This window comes from Ochrovirga pacifica, assembly GCF_000220525.1.
GTDB lineage: Bacteria > Bacteroidota > Bacteroidia > Flavobacteriales > Flavobacteriaceae > Ochrovirga > Ochrovirga pacifica.
The window spans coordinates 42,098-60,153 of the sequence record NZ_AFPK01000062.1; the positions used below are offsets into that span (position 1 = coordinate 42,098).

Consider the following 18,056-nt stretch of genomic DNA (forward strand, 5'->3'; position numbering starts at 1 on the left):
TTGAATCTTGATTTAATCAACATACAATTCTGTTTTTAATTTAATATCTGATGAAGATGTTCCTACCATAATTTCAAAATCTCCGGATTCCACTTTCCAACTCTTTTGAATATCATCCCAAAAAGCAAAGGCCTCATCGGTAAGTTTAAATTTTACAGTTTTCAACTCTCCTTTCTTTAGAAAAACCTTCTTAAAATCTTTTAATTCTTTTAAAGGTCTATCTACAGAAGATTTTACATCTCTTACATATAACTGGATTACCTCTGCTCCATCATAAGCTCCCGTATTTTTAATGGTTACGGTTACCTCTCTTTTTAAAGAATTCACTTTAATTTTTTTATACTTAAAAGTTGTATAACTCAAACCATGACCAAATGGAAATAAAGGCTCTTTCTTATATTTATCAAAATACCTATACCCTACATAAATACCCTCTTTGTACTGACTTTCAACCCCTCTCGTATGAAAATCACTTGGGTATTGATCTAATGACTTAGGAAATGTAATTGGTAATTTTGCACTAGGATTTACCTTTCCAAATAAAACATCTGCCAAAGCATTACCTCCTTGTTCTCCAGGATACCATCCCATTAAAATAGAAGGTACACTATCCATCCAGTTACGCATATCTATAGCTCCTCCTGCTATTACAGTAACTGCTGTATTTTTATTTGCTTTGGCTACTTTATTTATTAATTGTTCTTGTGCAGGAAACAATCTTAAATGATTTCTATCCCCAGCTTCTCTTTCTCCCATATGACCAGAAAGACCAACTGTTAAAATTACCGCATCGGATTCCTTTGCTAGCTTAACCGCTTTTTTTAACCAAGCTACGTTTTCGTAATCCCAAGACAATCTAAAGTCGGCTCTCCCTCCTGTTTTAGCATATTGAGCTTTAATACTATATGATTTTCCCGCTTCTAAAACAATGCTTCCCATAGCATTCCAATCCAGCCAATTTCCGTTTTTATTAGAAGCAATTAGCTTATCATTTATGTACAGTTTGGCTGCTCCTGAATAATTTCTAATACTAAAAGTATACTCTCTAGTCTCCGGAGCTTTTAAACTACCCGTCCATTCAACAGAAAAACGAGACAAATCGTCCTTTTCATTTCCAGCTTCTGGAATATCAATTTCTCCAATCCATTCTTCAGAAATCACTTTATCTATTTCTGTTTTCACCACTTTTTTATTCGCATTGTTATTATTGTAGTAGGTAGCTAACAACCCTTCTTTACCGGATGGTGTTCTTAAATATTTAGAAGGAATTACCCCACAACCAGATTCGGCATAACTACCAGGTAAATAAGTTACTTTTACACCATTAGGAACATTGTTTTTTATTCCCTGAAAAGGTGTTACTATTTGATTCTTTTTAACATTTACAAAAGCACTTCCTCCTCCTTGAAATAAGTGTGGATCAAATTTTCCATTGTTGTAATGTTTACCATAATTTCCGTTGGGACCAATAACCGCAATTTTCTTAACCTTCTTTAAATCAAAAGGCAACACATTTTCTTCATTCTTTAGCAATACCATTCCATTTGCAGCAGCTTCTCTTGCTACTTTTAAATGCTTTTTGCTATGCAATAAAGATTTATCCAAAGAAGGTTTTTCATCAAATGCACCAGACCAAAACATTCCTCTTAATAAATTACCTGTCATTTTATTTATAGTTTCTTCAGAAACCTCCCCTTTACTAACTGCCTTTAGCAACTTCTTACCATACCATCTTTCATTAGGCATTTCTAAATCTAAACCTGCGTTTGCAGAGGCAGCTGTAGAATGAGTTCCTGCCCAATCTGACAAAACAAAACCTTTAAAGCCCCAATCTTCTCTTAAAACTTTGGTTAATAAAAATGGATTTTCACAACTATACACACCATTTAACTTATTATAAGCTCCCATTACACTCCATGCACCTCCTTTTTGAATGGCTTTTTTAAATCCAGGTAAATAGATTTCTCTAAGCGTTCTCTCGTCTGCAATAATGTTAATTCTATGCCTATTATACTCCTGATTATTACATAAGTAATGTTTTAGATTTGCCATTACTCTCTCACTCTGCAACCCTTTTGTATAAGCAGCAGCCACCTCTCCATTTAGGTAAGGATCTTCAGTAAAATATTCAAAACTCCTACCTCCCCTTGGGTCTCTAATAATATTCATTGCTGGCCCAGCATTGGCTTGTCCACCAGAAGCCTTCATCTCTTTTGCCATGGTCGCATTTACCTTCTCTATTAAAGCTTTGTCCCAAGTACTGGCTTGTGCTATAGAAACAGGAAAATAGGTTCCCATCTCCTTAGGTTCACCTCCAGCAAACCATCCTTTAAAAGCATATGGCCCATGCTCTATTTTAAATCCAGGCACCCCTAACCTTGGTATTCCCTCCGAACCAATAACCCCTTTTTTAGGAATTTTATCTCCTGTAACCAATGCTATTTTTTCCTTAAGAGTCATTCTTTGTAACAAGTCTTCTACTCTAGACTCTATTGGAGCCTCTGGATTTTTGTAAGTTATTTTCTGTGAATTTGCTGTTTGTACCATTAAGTACAATGCAAAAACAAAAAGCTTTTTTACGCTAAAATTTAGTTTCATTTTTTCTATAATTTTGATTCAGTATTATTTAATTATTCCCCATTTCTTATTCGGCTTTTCATCAAGTATTAGTTCTAATATTCCTCCTTTTATGATTTCTTTGTTATGTATAAAAGGGGTAAAAATTTCTTTTCCGTTTAAAAATGCCTTTTGAATGTATTTTCTTCTTTTACTAGCTCCTTTTGCAACTACTGTAAAGGTTTTTCCGTTTTTTAAGTTAATTGATGATTTTTCAAAAACAGGGCTTGTTATGTTGTACACCGGAATACCAGGAGTAACCGGATACAATCCTAAGGATGTAAAGACAACAAAGGCACTCATTCCTCCTCCATCTTCATCTCCGGGAATTCCATGAATATCATCCTGAAACCATACATCTAATAAAAAACGAGTCTTTTTTTGTGTTTTCCAGGGTGCACCAAAATAATTGTAGAGATATGGAATATGAAAAGATGGCTCATTTCCCATAGAAAATTGCCCAACCATTCCTGTAGAATTAGAACCATCTATAAAAAATTGACTTTTTCTTTTCCCCAAAGGCTCTCTAAATAATTGATCTAACCTTTTTTCAGCATTTTTTTTACCTCCCAATAATTGAATTAACCCCTCTATATCGTGCTGTACATCCCAAGCATAGGTCCAACCATTATTTTCATCATAATACTCTCTGTACCCTCTGCCTCCAGAAGATTTAGGATCAATATCCAACCACTTACCTTGACTATCCTTAGGTATGAATAACAATTTATCTGGATGCCAAAGTTTCTTATAACCCTCTGCTACTTTTTTATAAGCTTTTGATTCTTGTTCTTTACCTAATTCAGAAGCAAATTCAGACAAGGTCCAAAAATCATAGCTCATTCCTAAGGTTACAGGAACTGGTTGTCTTTTTTCAAAACTATCCACCAAACTAACTTTCTCAGTTTCTCCAATAGCCAAAGAAGGAAAGTACCCTTCTTTATGATAAAAATTATCTAATGCCACCTTAGGTAATCCTTGTCTCCATGGAATTAAAGTTCCTTGAGTTAAATTCTTTTTAATTCCTTCGTAGGCATTTTTAACATCATAATCTCTTAGTCCTTTTCTGTAACCGTCAATAAAAATAGCTGAAGAATGATAGGCATTCATACACATATGATTTCCATGAACCTGAGGGAATGTTGGTAACCATCCGCTTTGTTTGTACATTTCTACATAGGAATTCAATATATCATTTTCAATCTTAGGACTTAATATAGTCCTTAAAGGATGTTGAGCTCTATAGGTATCCCATATCCAATCATCTACATAAAAGGCTCTTTTTGATTTATGTACTTTTTGATCATAACCACTATAGTATTCACCATATTCGTTTATGTCCACCATCCGCTCGTAAGTACGATAAAGAGAAGTATAGAATGTTCTTAATTGAGTACTAGTACCTCCTTTAACCTGTATTTGGTTAATTACCTCTTTCCAAGTTTGCTTCCCATTAATGATCAAATCTTCAAAACTATTCTTAGCTAGTTCTTTCTTAAAATTATCCCTAGCTTTATCAACGTTTATGTATGAGACAGCATATTTTAGAAATACCTTTTTGTTCTTAAATGAAAACAATAAACGTCCGTCATTCAATTTTAAATGTGATAAGTCTATTTCATGATCATTTTCATCCACAAACTTTGCAAATACATATACGTACATTTCTCTAGTAATAGGTTCCGTTCCTCTTGTTGTATAACTAACTTTTTCTTTAAAAGAAAACCCTCCTTTTTTAAGTTGATTCGCTTTTAAATTGGAACTACCAGTAATTAAAATGTTTTTTAGCTGTTTATCATTGTTAAACTCGAACTTATAAATTGCAGACTTTTTATGTGGAGTAAAACTTACAGTTATGTCATCATCTATTAGGTAGGTACTATACAACCAAGGTTTTATATCTTCTAAATCATGATCTATTGCCATTTTAGAATTCCAAGAACTAGCGGTTATATTACCTTCTTTTACTTTTATTTTAAAAAGTCCTGTTCTTCTATGGGAATGCACCTGCATGGGAAAAGAATTTACCTGATCTGATATATAATCTACCTTATCAGGAAACATCCTTAACATTTGGTTTGGCAAATGCATAGTGGGGTAAGTGGGTACCAAGAACTTTGACACATTTCCTATAGTAGGATCTATATACTGCGTAAAGTCTTTTTGCGAATACAAGCTTCTATTTGCAATAACTACAAACAAAATTGATAACAGAAAAAATTTTCTATGGAATTTAAAGGGCATCTCTTTAATTAGTTTAATTACAAAACTAAGTAACGAGACTAGGCTTAATATTGACTTAATTAAGAGTTAATAAAGCTATGATTTATAATAATAACTCAAAAAAAACTACAAATCAGCAAATTATACCACTAAATTATGATGACAATTAAAAAGCCAAAGAGTACTACTCTTTGGCTTAACGAATCTTGACATATTAAAATATCATTAATTCTCTATAAACAACTAACTTAAAAACTCTTCTATTTTTTATAGACCTTAATAACCTCTCTCTCTCCATTACCTTCTACTGTTATAATGTAAAGTCCATAAGGAAGTTCTGAAATATCTATATCCTTTACGCTATCTCCCTCAAATTGAGTTGTTATATATTTTTTTCCTGTTATATCATATACATTCACAATATATTGATTCTTTGTCAACCCTTGAATATGTAAATTTTCACCTTCTTGATTTAAAAATGCTTTTAAACTCAATAAAGCTTCATTATTGATTACCGCACCATTTGTAGAAGTTAATGCATCCCAATTTATATTTGGCCAAGCTGCTTTGGACCAATTAATTAATCTTATAATTTTATTATTATTAATATTAAAATGTATAGCCTCTCCAATAGTCCAATACATATGATCTGCGTACAAAGGATCTGCACTTGTTCCTCCTGTTGTAACATCTACCACACTGCTTTTGGTTTTAAAATCTAAAAATTGTGATTTGTTATTGGTTACACCATTGTCTGGTAAAGAACTATCGTAACGTTTCCAATAATTACTTCCATCTAAATTATATAACCTGTTTTTTCCTTCGTTATACTTGTTTGTATCTGTATCTATACTCGGTGCATCTTCTACGGCATTTAAAAAACGTTCTACAAATACATTTAATACTTTGTTTCGTAACCCAGGCTCTACACTTTCTAACTTGTTAGGCCATTCTCTTGGAGCAAAACTATGGAACTGTGAACTACCAGCATCTGCTTCTTTTCCAAAAAAGTACCAAGGCCCCATTACCCTTATTCTAAAAGCTTTTTGGCTATTTGGTCCTAAATCTGAAAACGAACCAGACTTGGTTTGATACATAGTATTTAAAACATAATAATAACGTAAAGGCTCGTCTACACCCGATGATTTACTTGCTTTTAATACAAACTCTGGACTGTAATTATAATCTACTGGCGAGTTATGATTCATTAAACCATCTCCATCATTTAAAACTGCTTGTAATTGATACCAATTTGAAGATTCAAACTGACCAGTTTCTTTAGGCTGTCCTTCAAAATACTGCCCTTTACTATCTCCTGTTTTAGTAATAGTTCCATCCGGACTTGTTACACTTGCGTTAAAGTGTGCAGGAACTTCAAAAACTTGATATTCATCTCCAGGCCATTGCCATCTATTTCCTTCAGCTGCTGTGTTGGTAAACTTATCTGCCTTGTCTTGCAAAGCAAACTCTTGCATTACTTCAAAATACTTAACAGCCATTAACCTTGCCAAACTTGTAGCTGCAAATTCTCTCATTACATAATTTGGCTGTCCATTAACCTCCATTAACTTACTCTCTGCCGTTCCATTTAATGATCTCCAATGATTATTGACAGGTGCTCCTTCTGCTAGAAAAAATCTAAAATGTCTATGAAACTCTCTACTTTCATCTAAAAACTGTGTAGCTAGTGTAGACGAAATTGTTCCATTTCTAAGATCTGTTTTATTTAACTCTAAAAAGTCTCTAAAATCTTCATAAGCTTGTTTAGGGTTAAATGTTTTACTCATACTATTCCAATAATCATCTTTTGTAAATGCATCCATTGGGTGAATCATCGGTAACCAGTGTTTCCAGTCTGGTAACTGAATTGCTAACGGCATGGTAGTTTGGTCTACTTTTTTAGTTGGATTAATTATTTGAGCAGCTTTTGTTTGAGTAATCGTTTCACTATTATTTGTTAATTCAAACAAATGTTCTTTCATAGCACTATCGCTCCCCAAAACAGCTCCTAAACCAGCTCCTGCTGCCCACTTATCTACAGTTCTTGTTTCTAAATTTTTACCTGGTTGATATGGTGGGTTCCAAGGTCTACCAAACCTTCCAATATTTGTACCCGGATCCATTTCATCTTTAAGAGAACGAATATAGGTTGCTATTAAATTCCCTTCATGTTGGGTTAAACCATGAAATTTAGCTCGCTGTGCAATGGAAAAATTAGAGTATGCAAATATTTCTAAATCTCTACCATCTTTGGTATGGCAAGAGGCACATTTTGCATTTATTGGTTGACTCCCTTTTATTTTTAAATCCTGTCCATACCAATGAACATTTCTAGTTGGTGGTAAATAATTATTTAACAAAACTTTATTGGCTGATCCATCCTCTGTTTTACCCTCCCAAAGATTTTTCCCTTTAGTAATTGCATTTGGATCACTAAAAACCCCAGTCCATAAGGCAGGATCATCGTTAACAAAAGTACTGCTTGGTAATAAATTAGTTCCAGAAGAAGATGGTCTAAGATTCATTGCAATCACCCTGTAACCATTTGAAATTCCGTCAGACTCATTAAACTTAAATTTAATGGTATTTAGCCCCACAACTAATCCGTTTGTTGGAACATCTACCAAAAGTCTAATTGTATTGTGCCCACCATGAGTCATTCCTCCCCTTTGTTTACCAGGGTATAATATATTAGTATTGCTATGTTCTAAAGAAATCCAGTCTGTAGTATTAAACTTTACAGAAGCTTTATTTTCATAGCTTAAATTGTTAACTTGAATCCATAGCCTCCCAGCTTGACTTTGCTGACTAGCATCCAAATTAAACTGAACTTCTTTTACATAACCTTCGGGTCCTAAAACCTCTATAGGCAATGTAATTGTTTGTGAAAAAGCACTATTTACCTTCAGTAAGAAAACAAACAGTAATAGAAAATGTAATTTTTTCATAATAGGTTAATATTTGATTAGTTAATTTTAGTTACAGCACATTTAAGATTATTAATAAAAACACCCAAAAAATACTGTATCATCAAATAAACGAACACTATATTAACACATGATTAAAAAACAATTAACTCCAATAGGAAAATCATTTTTAACTATTTAAAAACTAAACTTAGCCTTAGTAAAGACTAGGGTTTATTTTTAAAAAAATAATAGAACTAAACCTCTAGTTACGAGCTATTTTTATTTCTAAGGTCTTGAAAAAAGTTATTTTAATAAAAAAAGAGAAAAAACATTTCTGTTAATTCTCTTTAAACATATTTAAATTGATTGTACAACAACTTAAACTTTTCTATAATTAAATCTTCTTCCTTTTATACGAGACTGTTGTAAAATTTGCTCATAAATTACTTTATTATTTTTCCTCATATAAAAAACTCTTACTCCCTTTTTTCCCTTTAACAACAAACATCCCTCTTTTTTAGTATAGGTAAAAGTTTGTTTTTGTTTCCCTTGCTTGTTAACATAAGAACAAGTGTTATCTTCTTTAAATGTAAAAGTTCCTCTTTTATCTTTCCATGATCCTACTATCATTTCTAAAGGAAAATTCTCATGTGGATAATTCTTTTTAAGAGCATTGAACAGCTGTTTTTCAATCGCTTTAAAATCAATACCCTTAAGATGAAACTCATTTGTAAAATGATGAGCAATTTCTATTACACTATTCTTAAAGACCTCGGGGTAATTGGGGTTTAAGCAGGTGTGATTGATACTATCGTAATAAACAACTTTACTTTTTCCTCCTGAGTTCTTTATCTTATCTGCAAATTTTTTGCTTTGAGAATAATGACACAGCCAATCTTGTTTTCCTTGTAACAATAAAGTTGCTGGTGGATTTTTCCTTAGATTATAATAAGCGGATGCTTCTTTTCTAGATACAAGATCTGATAACCCATAATCCGCTCTTGATTTTGCATCAGGAAAATGAGATAACGTTTCATCTAAATCTACCACATTATACATTCCTTCATTTCCTATATAAAGCTTACAATTTTTGTACTTCTGTGCCATTACAGAAGATAAGGTAGAACCTGCTGAAGAACCTCCAAAACCAATTCTAGTTGTATCTGCATCAAAGGATTCAGCTCTGTCTAAAAACCATTTTACCGAAGTCTCTAAATCTGAAATTGCTTTTTTAAAAGTTCCATCATTCCCTTTGCACCTATACGCTAGACCAACATAGATAATCCCCAACCTGTCACATAAGTAATTTGCATCCCCTGAAATGGTTGCAGGAGGAACCTCTGTTTTAGTTCCTCCATTCCAACCACCACCATGTATATAAAAATGGATTGGATGTTTATCAGATGTGTTTTCAGGCAAATATATCTTTATAGGTATCTTATATCCATCTACCTCTAAAGCAATAGCTTCTACAATTTTGAATGCATAGGTATTTAAACTCAAACAGAATAATAGTAAAACAAAAGTATACTTACCACTATACATAACTTATTTTTTTGATTTTGTATACTCATTCCACTTTTTTCGTTGTTCTGGTGTAGAGAACTCAACAATAAACTTATTGTAACTTTTTTGAATTACTTTAATCTCTGTTTTAAATTCCTCTGAACCTGCTCCATATTTGTCATGAAGTTTTTGAATGTTCATAAAATGTTCATTCTGTTTTTTAGTTAAGGCTTTTACCTGCTCTTTATTTAAGTCCATATGTTCTGTTCTTTCTGCAATAATTGCTTTAGCTCTTTTTACAAAATGAGGTTTTAACTCCTGAGCATTTGCACTTAAAATTCCGCACAACAAAACTGTTAATGTGATGATAATTTTTTTCATTATTTAATTAAAATTTTAGTTAATAGTAACTACAAACTAAAGACCTCTACGTTAATAAAATCTAAATTTTTAATTAACAACTTCTAAAAACATATGAATTACACAAGTATTCCCCTATTTCACAAACTAATTATCAATTAATTTGTCAAAAAAAATAAAAGATTGCTAATTCTTAGAAACTTTATTTACCCAAGACGTTAATTGCTTTTTTAAACTTTTAGATAATTTAGGCTGCTCTTTTTTTAAATTTATTCTCCCCCCATTCTCAGCCAATTTATCTATAATGAGGTGTTTTGGCATAAGGGTGCCCTGTAACATGCAAATCACCAACTCCTAAATCATCTGCCAATATTAAAATTACATTGGGTTGTTGTTCGTTCTGACTATGCGATTTCTGAAAAGAAAGTGAATAAATCAAAGCATATTCGATTGCTCTTAGATAGCTTGTTTTGTTCATAAATAATATCATTTTATAATGGATTTGGAAGTTTTACCAAACTTTTATTTTTTGTATTCCTTTTTTTAAGTGTTGAAAAGGCCCTGCATACACATGCTTTTTGCTGATTTTATTTCCTAGATAATCTTGATCAATCACCAAATTGCTGCCATCTTTGTTTTCAAAACGTTGTTGAGTAACGGATGCTTTTCCAAGCTTTTTGGAATTGACGATTTTATTATTATCAAGTTTTTTTGGAGAAATGTTAAACGTTAAATAGACACCTTCTTTTTCTTCTGTTAACTTGTATTGTGGATTTTCGTCTAAAACAATTGCTTTTTCTTTATCTTGAGGAAGTGCTTTGTTAAAATATACATTCCCTTCAGTTGTGGCAAGTTGAGGTCTGAAGTTGTAACATTGCAAGCCATAACTAAAATAAAAGGTTTTCTTTTTCTTAGGTTTTTCTATAGTTTCTAGTACGTCTTTTGCATTTCCATTACCTACAAAAATATTGTTCATAAATCTATCGTCTCCAATAGTTATTTTATGATCGTCTACTTTAATGGTAGAGTGAGGTTTAAAATAAGGGGTTTCTCTATAATCAATCCAATTCCCCCATTTGTTTACAAATAAATTGTGTACAAATGCTCCTCCTTGTGATAAGTGTCTGCTTTTTGGAGATAAGCAAATATTATTGTCTACTAAATAAGGACCATGGTTTACCTCAAAGTACAAATCCATCCCATTTTTGTAGAATAGGTTTGCACTAACTCTTGTTCCTTGTGTCATCCAATCCAACCACAAGGCCAAACTCGTGTGATGAATCCTGTTTCCTTTGATAAGCATATCTACGGGGGCATGGAATTTAATTCCAGCCATTTCTGCTCCAGCAAATCTTCTTTGCGTGTGTATGTGATGTATATGGTTGCCAATAATAGTGCTAAAAGAGGCTCCCATACTACCTACTATACCTACTTGTTCGCAATAAGCAATTTCGTTATTTCTTACAATATGAGAACCAATATGTTTTTCATTCCATTTCATCTCATTGCGTGCTCTTTCAATAGAAGCAATATAGTAAGACTTCATACCTGGAGTTTTTCTTTTTACTTTATTATAAGCTTTTCTAGAGTTGTCGTATTTGTCTCCATATTTACCCAAAGAAACCCCTGCGTTTATAGAGTGAGTAATAGTATTGTTTTCAATAATCCATCCTTTGCTCCAGTGTGTACCAATTAATCCCATTTGTTCTGCAGTAGGAGGAGCCCATTTTGGAGCAGCATGCATCAAATGGAAGCCGCTTATGGTAATGTAATTGGTAAAAGGTTTTCTAGGGTAGAATACTGTTTGTCTTACATTAATTTCTGTTAGGGTTTGGTTAGGGTTTTTGGTTCCAAATTGAGCCCAAATAGTAGTAGTTGTATCATTTACAGAAGCAAACCAACTAGTATATTCCTTATTGGTTTTGCTTTTGGGTAAATAAACATCTTCTTTTTTTTCTGCCTCTATCATCCATATCCCTTCAGAGTAAACGGTTCCTGTATGATGCTTTCTTTTTTTACCATCAAACCAATCCCCAATAACTTCATCTGCATAAGGATTAAATTTACCAAAGAATGTATTTGGAACCTCAGCCTTCCAAACTCCTTTTTCTAAAGGTTGCCAGTTGTTAATAATTTCTGAACCTTTAATGTACACCTTTTCGTTTAAGGCCGCTTGATACGTAATTCTGTTTGTATTTGAGGTCCCTCCATGTATAGGGTTAACTTCTTCTCTGTATGTTCCTCCATGTACGATAACAAGATCTCCTGCTTTGGCAATAGTAGCTGCTTTTTGAATGGTAAGAAAAGGAGTACTTAAGCTTCCGTTGTTACTATCTTTTCCTTTTTTTGATACGTGATATTCGGTAGCAAAAATATTAAGCGTAGTTAATGTAAGAGCTACTAAAAAAAAGTTGCGAAAATATTTCATAATATTATTTAAAAATTAGTGTATTTGTACCTGTTTATAAAAGTTCATAAGAGCCTACTTTGGGCTTTTGATGATTTCTTTGCGTTCCAAAACAGTCTTTGTTTAGTTCATAAAAATCACGGTTGTTTTTTCGTTGACTTCTGCATACCATCCATAGGTAGATGCTTTTTTGTCAAAAGCGAGTTTGTGTTCTTTAGCGTTGATGACTGCTTGCAAACTATTTTGTTCAAACAAAGATTTTCTATTGATGTAGATTTCCCTTGTATGATGTTTTATTTTATTTGGGTTAAACCACTCTCCAGCAACCAAATCAGTATAAGGGACTGTATCTACCAAATATGCTATTGTTAGCATTAGTTTTCCATACAGTTCCTTCTACTTTTTTTTCTTTTTTTGATGACTTCTGAACCTTTTATAATTACATTTTCGTTTTGTGCTGCTCTGTAAACAATTAGTGAAAGATGATTTAATCCACCTCTTTTAAGAGTAATTTGTTCTATATAGATTCCAGAATGTACAGTATAATAACATCGCCAGCTTTGGCAATATTTGCAGCTTTTTGAATGATAAGAAAGGGTTGCTCTAATGTACCTTTTATTTTTTATTCTTTATTTTTGTTATATCCTTTTTTTGATACTTGGTATTCTTTTGCGTAAAGAAAAGTTATATGAAACAGAAATAGTAAAAAAATATTTTTCCCATTTTTAGACTTAATTATCAAAACTTATAAATTCATTTGTGGTTTTCCTCCTTTTTTACTCTCCCAATGATACGAAGTTCCTTCAAAAATTAATTTTAAAGATCTTTTTGGAGTAGCCGATTTTCTAAAATGCTTAGGAACTGCTTGTTTCATTTTATTTATGATTGGCCTGTATTCTTCTTTACTTGCTAAATTGTACCACTCATTAGGGTCTTCTTTTATATTATAAAACTCTTCACCTCCATCTTTTTTATAATATATGTATCTATAATTCTGATTAACGACTGAATAATTTCCTCTTTCATGTGACGGTATAAATAAATCCCTATCTTTTTTGGTTGAAGAAAGCATTAAAGGAACTAAAGACTCTCCATCTAATTTATGCTGCTTTGGTAAGTTACATAAGTCAACAAATGTGGGATAGATATCTATTAACCCTACTGTATTTTTCACTTTTTTATTTTTTGGTATGGACGGACCCGAAACAATGAATGGTACGCGAGAAGTTTCACTCCATAAGGTATGCTTTCCCCAATTTCCTTTCTCCCCTAAATGATACCCTTGATCACTCCACAACATAACAATCGTGTTATTTTTGTATCTACTTTGTTCCAAAGCATCCAAAACCTCTCCTAACAACTCATCTGCATAAGACACTGCCGCAAGATATGCTCTAACAGCTTCTTTTACCGCTCCAATGTCTTCTAAGGTTTTTTGAATTTTACTTCTGTTTGTCATTCGTCTTTTTACACCCTGTGGTAAATCCTCTAAATCATTTTTCCCTAAATCTGGAACCACAATTTTATCTAAATCATACATGTCAAAAAACTTTTTGGGAGCGTAATTAGGGAAGTGAGGAGTGTATAAACCTAGTGCCATAAAAAAGGGATCTTTATGTTTCTTTTGTAACATTTTACAAATCCACTTTGTACGCTTAACTCCCATCATTTTATCTACGTCTTTCCCTTCTATAGGTCCCCATTCTAAAAATTTCCCTCCTGTTATTTTTTTGTTTGTCTTTCTATAATACGGACTGTATGGGTAAGGCTTAGGAAGAGGTAGATCGTCTCCATGATATCCTGTTTCATAACCTACATCTACTATTTCATTATTACGTGCATAGTATTTATCCCATCCTTTCATATCAATAAAACCTGCTCTATGGTGAAATAATTTACCCGCTCCAAACGTTTTATATCCTCCTTTTTGAAAAGCTTGATTCATAGATACTAAATCTGGATAATCATAAAAATAAACTTCATCTCTATAACAGCCTGTTGTAGTTGCCTGTAAACCTGTCCATATTGCCGTTCTAGAAGGAGCGCAATATGGTGCTGGTGAGTGTGCGTTTGTAAAAAGCACCCCTTTTTTAGCCAACCTGTCCATATTTGGAGTTTTAGCTTGGTTATAGCCTAGTGGATTTATGAAATCATTCATATCATCCACCGCAAAAAATATTACATTAGGTTTGCTTTTATTTGTTTTTTCACTTTTAGGCTTAACTGTTGCTTGACTTTGTAAAGTCAAAACCAAACTTATCATTAGTAATTTATACTTCCTCATTGTTATTATTTTTAAATTATTTTATTTTTTACTCATTACATACTATTTCACTAACAGGAATAATATCTGATTTAGCTATATTTTGATTTACACCAGCTTTCATCAATATAAACTGATCCAACCCGTTATATGTAGACCTCATAGAAACTTCCATTGTATATATACCCGGAGCATTAAAAACTACATAAACTCCGTAACCAGGACCATCGTTTGTAGTTCCTGAATATTTCCAAATATCTACGTTTTTTATATAAACTTTCATCCAACCATCCTTACTAGAGCCTTTAGGGTAAGGAGTACTTCCATTTTTATTACCTCTAGGATAGATAGTTGTTGGATTTTGACCAGCGTTATAACCATAAAAATCATCTGCATCGTTAAAACGTAACCAACTATCGTTATGCTCACTATTTCCATCTATATTATTGATGATAATAGACTTCCATTGAAAACGATATACTCCAGTATTTGATATTTTAATTTTATAAGTCAGTACATTTACTCCAGGATTCCCAAAATGTTGCCCTTGATCTTTATTGTAAATATAACCTTGCCCAGAATAGCCCGATAAATTAGCAGCTGATGAGAATTTACTAGTAACTTCTGCAAACCTAGTTACATCTGTAAAAGTCCATTTTTTTAAATCCTTTGCACTTTCCATTTCTCCCTTAACAATACCATCTTTCTCTACATAAAGAATATCTGTACAAGCTAACAACTCTCCGTTATCTCCTATTCCATTTCCGTTTTTATCTTCTGTCTCAGTTGCATCCAAAGGAAAAGCATCGTCTACATCTAATACTCCATCATCGTCATCATCGGTATCTTCATTATTACCTATACCATCATTATCTGTATCTAAAGACTCATTTTCATTTAATGGAAAAGCATCATTTACATCTAACACTCCATCATTATCATCATCAGTGTCTTCATTATTACCAATATCATCTCCATCTGTATCTACAGATTCATTCTTATTAAAAGGAAAAGCATCATCTACATCTAACACCCCATCATTATCGTCATCGGTATCTACTGAATCTTCTATTCCATCATTATCAAAATCTATTTTCTCAACACTATCTTTTGAACAACTGTTTATAAAAAACATCAAACATAAAAAAGTAAGAACTCGTAATATTTTATTCATCTTTAACTGCTATTAATTAATACAATAACAAAAAAAGGAGCACAGCTTTAAAATTTCATTAAAATTAAATTAAAATCAATGATTTTATACTAAAAAAGGCAACCTGCTACAGATTGCCTTTGACTTAATTAATACAACTAACACTTATAAATAGTATCTAATCAAGTTTAGAGAGTTAAAAAAACACTTTTATTTATACATACTTAAACTCTTTATGATAAGTGTTGTTCATTCAGGAGCAAAGAAACCTGATAGGTTTAAAAAAAAATTAACTTTTAATTAACCCATGCTCTCTTTACAACATTAATTATTTGTTTTACTCATTTCAAACACAATAGTAGAACCATCCAATAAATCCTGATGTGAAATTTCCATCTTTTCTACTTTTTTACCATTAATAGATACTGATTTAATGTACTTATTCTCTGGAGAATTATTTTTTGCTATTATTTTGGCTGTTTTACCACCTGCAACTTTAATCTCCACAGTATCAAAAATAGGCCTACCAATAGAATACTCTGGTTTTCCAGGACAAATAGGATAGAATCCTATAGCATTTAACACATACCATGCAGACATTTGCCCACAATCTTCGTTCCCTGCCAAACCATTAGGGTTATTAAAATACATCTCTTTCATCACCTTATCTGCATAATACTGTGTTAACCATGGTTTTGTGGAATGATTAAACAAATGAATAATATGATGACTCGGCTCATTTCCATGAACATATTGTCCTATTAATCCAGAAATATCTCCTGGGACGTGTTCTCCTTCTTGTTTTGAACTAGTAGTAAATAAAGTTTCTAACCTTTCAGTAAACACATCTTTACCTCCCATGGTTTCTTGGAAACCTTTAATGTCGTGAGGCACAAACCAAGACCATTGCCAAGCATTTCCTTCACAATAATCCGTTTTCCAGTGTGATGAATTATTTGGATTGAATGGTGTTCTCCAGGATTTATCAGACATTATACCTCTCATAAATTGAGTCTCTCTATCGTAATATTTTTGATAATACTTTGAACGCTCTATGTATTGATTGTAAAGATCTGTTTTACCTAAATCTTTAGCCATTTGAGCAATACACCAGTCGTTATATGCAAATTCTAAAGCCTTAGCAACAGAAGCCACAGTTTTATCTCCTGGTATATAACCTAGTTCCGCAACATATTTCTTACCTATTTCCATCACATTACCAGCTGCATTGTTATAACCTGACACTTTTAACATAGAAGGATCATAAACTGATGCTTCAATCATTGCCTGTAAAGCTTCTTCTGCATTGTAATCGGAAATTCCTTTTACATAAGCATCATAAATAACTGCTACAGAGTGGTAACCCAACATAGTCCCTGTATAATTAGAAGCCAACTCCCACTTTGGTAAAATTCCTCCTTCTTTTCTTTTTTGTAATAATGTTTTAATCAACTCATTATCTTTTTCAGGATTTATAATTGTTAACAATGGGTGTAAACCTCTAAACGTATCCCACAAAGAAAAAATAGTGTGGTTTGTAAACTCATCAGAAACATGAGGTTTTTGATCCATTCCCATATACCCTCCATCTACATCCATTGCTGTGTTTGGGCTTAACATTGAATGGTACATTGCTGTATAGAAAATTGTTTGTTGATCTTTTGTTCCTCCAGCAGTATTTATTTTTGACAACTTTTGATTCCAAGCAACTTTACTTTCTGCAACTATTTGGTTAAAATTAAAATGAGGCAATTCTACTACCATGTTCATCTTTGCTCCTTCGCAACTCACGGGTGATAATGCTACTTTAACTTGAATTTTTTCATTAGCTTGGGTTTTAAAATTTAGTTTTGCTCTTAAATTTTTACCTTTACTCCATTCTTTTAAATTAGGACGTAACTCGTTATTTACGTATAGTTCAGATGTAAAAGGTTTAGAAAACTTTGCATAGAAATAAATGGCCTGGTTAGTCGCCCAGCCTTTGGTTATTTTCATTCCCTCTATCTCTGTGTCACTAATAACCTTTATATACACCTTTTTATTTTCATGCATCTGTAAACTATGCGTTAAATCTACAATAATTGAAGCCTTATCTGTAGCAGGAAAAGTATACTGATGCATTCCTACTCTTGTTGTGGAAGTTAATTCAGCTTTTACTCCATAGTCTAACAAATCGGTAGCATAATAACCTACTTCTGCTTTTTCTGTTTTTTTATTGAACTTAGATATTATCCTTTTTTCATCGGAGAATTGAATATCACCTGTTGTTGGTAACAATAGAATATCTCCATAATCTCCAATACCAGTACCTGAAAGATGTGTATGGCTAAAACCGTAAACAGTATCATCACTATAATGATACCCTGAACAAGCATCCCATCCTTCTAATCTTGTATCTGGACTTAACTGAACCATTCCGTATGGCCTAGAAGGACCAGGATAGGTATGACCATGTCCTCCTGTACCAATAAAAGGATTTACATACTCCGTAAATACCTTTACGGGCAACTCTATTTCTGACTTTTCATTGTTACAAGAACAAAATAAAATAGCCAATCCTAGGACTATTAATTTTGTCTTACTCATTAATTTACTCATATTCATCTATTTGTGATTATT

The 18,056-nt window shown here is 32.5% G+C and carries 11 protein-coding genes; all 11 read right to left on the reverse strand.

Features of this window, described 5'->3' with window-relative positions:
- Positions 1 to 12: 12 nt before the first annotated feature.
- Entirely contained in the window at positions 13 to 2,598 is a 2,586-nt protein-coding gene (locus FS85_RS0111035) for a beta-glucosidase (protein ID WP_010136354.1), read from the reverse strand.
- Between the two features lie 24 nt (positions 2,599 to 2,622).
- Positions 2,623 to 4,860 (reverse strand): GH92 family glycosyl hydrolase, encoded by a 2,238-nt coding sequence (locus FS85_RS0111040; RefSeq protein ID WP_010136355.1) that lies wholly within the window; start codon positions 4,858 to 4,860, stop codon positions 2,623 to 2,625.
- A 239-nt stretch (positions 4,861 to 5,099) separates the two neighbouring features.
- Positions 5,100 to 7,787, reverse strand: coding sequence for a T9SS type A sorting domain-containing protein (locus FS85_RS0111045; protein WP_010136356.1), 2,688 nt, complete (start codon positions 7,785 to 7,787; stop codon positions 5,100 to 5,102).
- 339 nt (positions 7,788 to 8,126) lie between these two features.
- Positions 8,127 to 9,293: an alpha/beta hydrolase gene (locus FS85_RS0111050; protein ID WP_010136357.1), complete on the reverse strand. Its 1,167-nt coding sequence runs from the start codon at positions 9,291 to 9,293 to the stop codon at positions 8,127 to 8,129.
- Positions 9,294 to 9,296: 3 nt separating this feature from the next.
- Positions 9,297 to 9,635, reverse strand: a complete 339-nt coding sequence (locus FS85_RS0111055) for a hypothetical protein (protein WP_010136358.1) — start codon at positions 9,633 to 9,635, stop codon at positions 9,297 to 9,299.
- Positions 9,636 to 9,909: 274 nt separating this feature from the next.
- On the reverse strand, positions 9,910 to 10,092 hold the full coding sequence (locus FS85_RS0111065) for a hypothetical protein (RefSeq protein WP_010136359.1): 183 nt from the start codon (positions 10,090 to 10,092) through the stop codon (positions 9,910 to 9,912).
- A 33-nt stretch (positions 10,093 to 10,125) separates the two neighbouring features.
- A complete protein-coding gene (locus tag FS85_RS0111070) occupies positions 10,126 to 12,042 on the reverse strand; it encodes a DUF1565 domain-containing protein (protein ID WP_010136360.1) in 1,917 nt (638 codons plus the stop codon).
- A 102-nt stretch (positions 12,043 to 12,144) separates the two neighbouring features.
- On the reverse strand, positions 12,145 to 12,396 hold the full coding sequence (locus FS85_RS0111075; RefSeq protein ID WP_010136361.1) for a hypothetical protein: 252 nt from the start codon (positions 12,394 to 12,396) through the stop codon (positions 12,145 to 12,147).
- A gap of 370 nt (positions 12,397 to 12,766) precedes the next feature.
- On the reverse strand, positions 12,767 to 14,305 hold the full coding sequence (locus FS85_RS15565) for a sulfatase-like hydrolase/transferase (RefSeq protein WP_010136362.1): 1,539 nt from the start codon (positions 14,303 to 14,305) through the stop codon (positions 12,767 to 12,769).
- Between the two features lie 28 nt (positions 14,306 to 14,333).
- Positions 14,334 to 15,458 carry a hypothetical protein gene (locus FS85_RS16165; protein WP_139062200.1) on the reverse strand — a complete coding sequence of 375 codons (1,125 nt, stop codon included), beginning with the start codon at positions 15,456 to 15,458 and terminating at the stop codon, positions 14,334 to 14,336.
- A gap of 303 nt (positions 15,459 to 15,761) precedes the next feature.
- The gene (locus FS85_RS0111090) at positions 15,762 to 18,035 is read right to left on the reverse strand and encodes a GH92 family glycosyl hydrolase (RefSeq protein ID WP_160162397.1); all 2,274 of its coding nucleotides are present in this window, start codon (positions 18,033 to 18,035) and stop codon (positions 15,762 to 15,764) included.
- Positions 18,036 to 18,056: the final 21 nt, after the last annotated feature.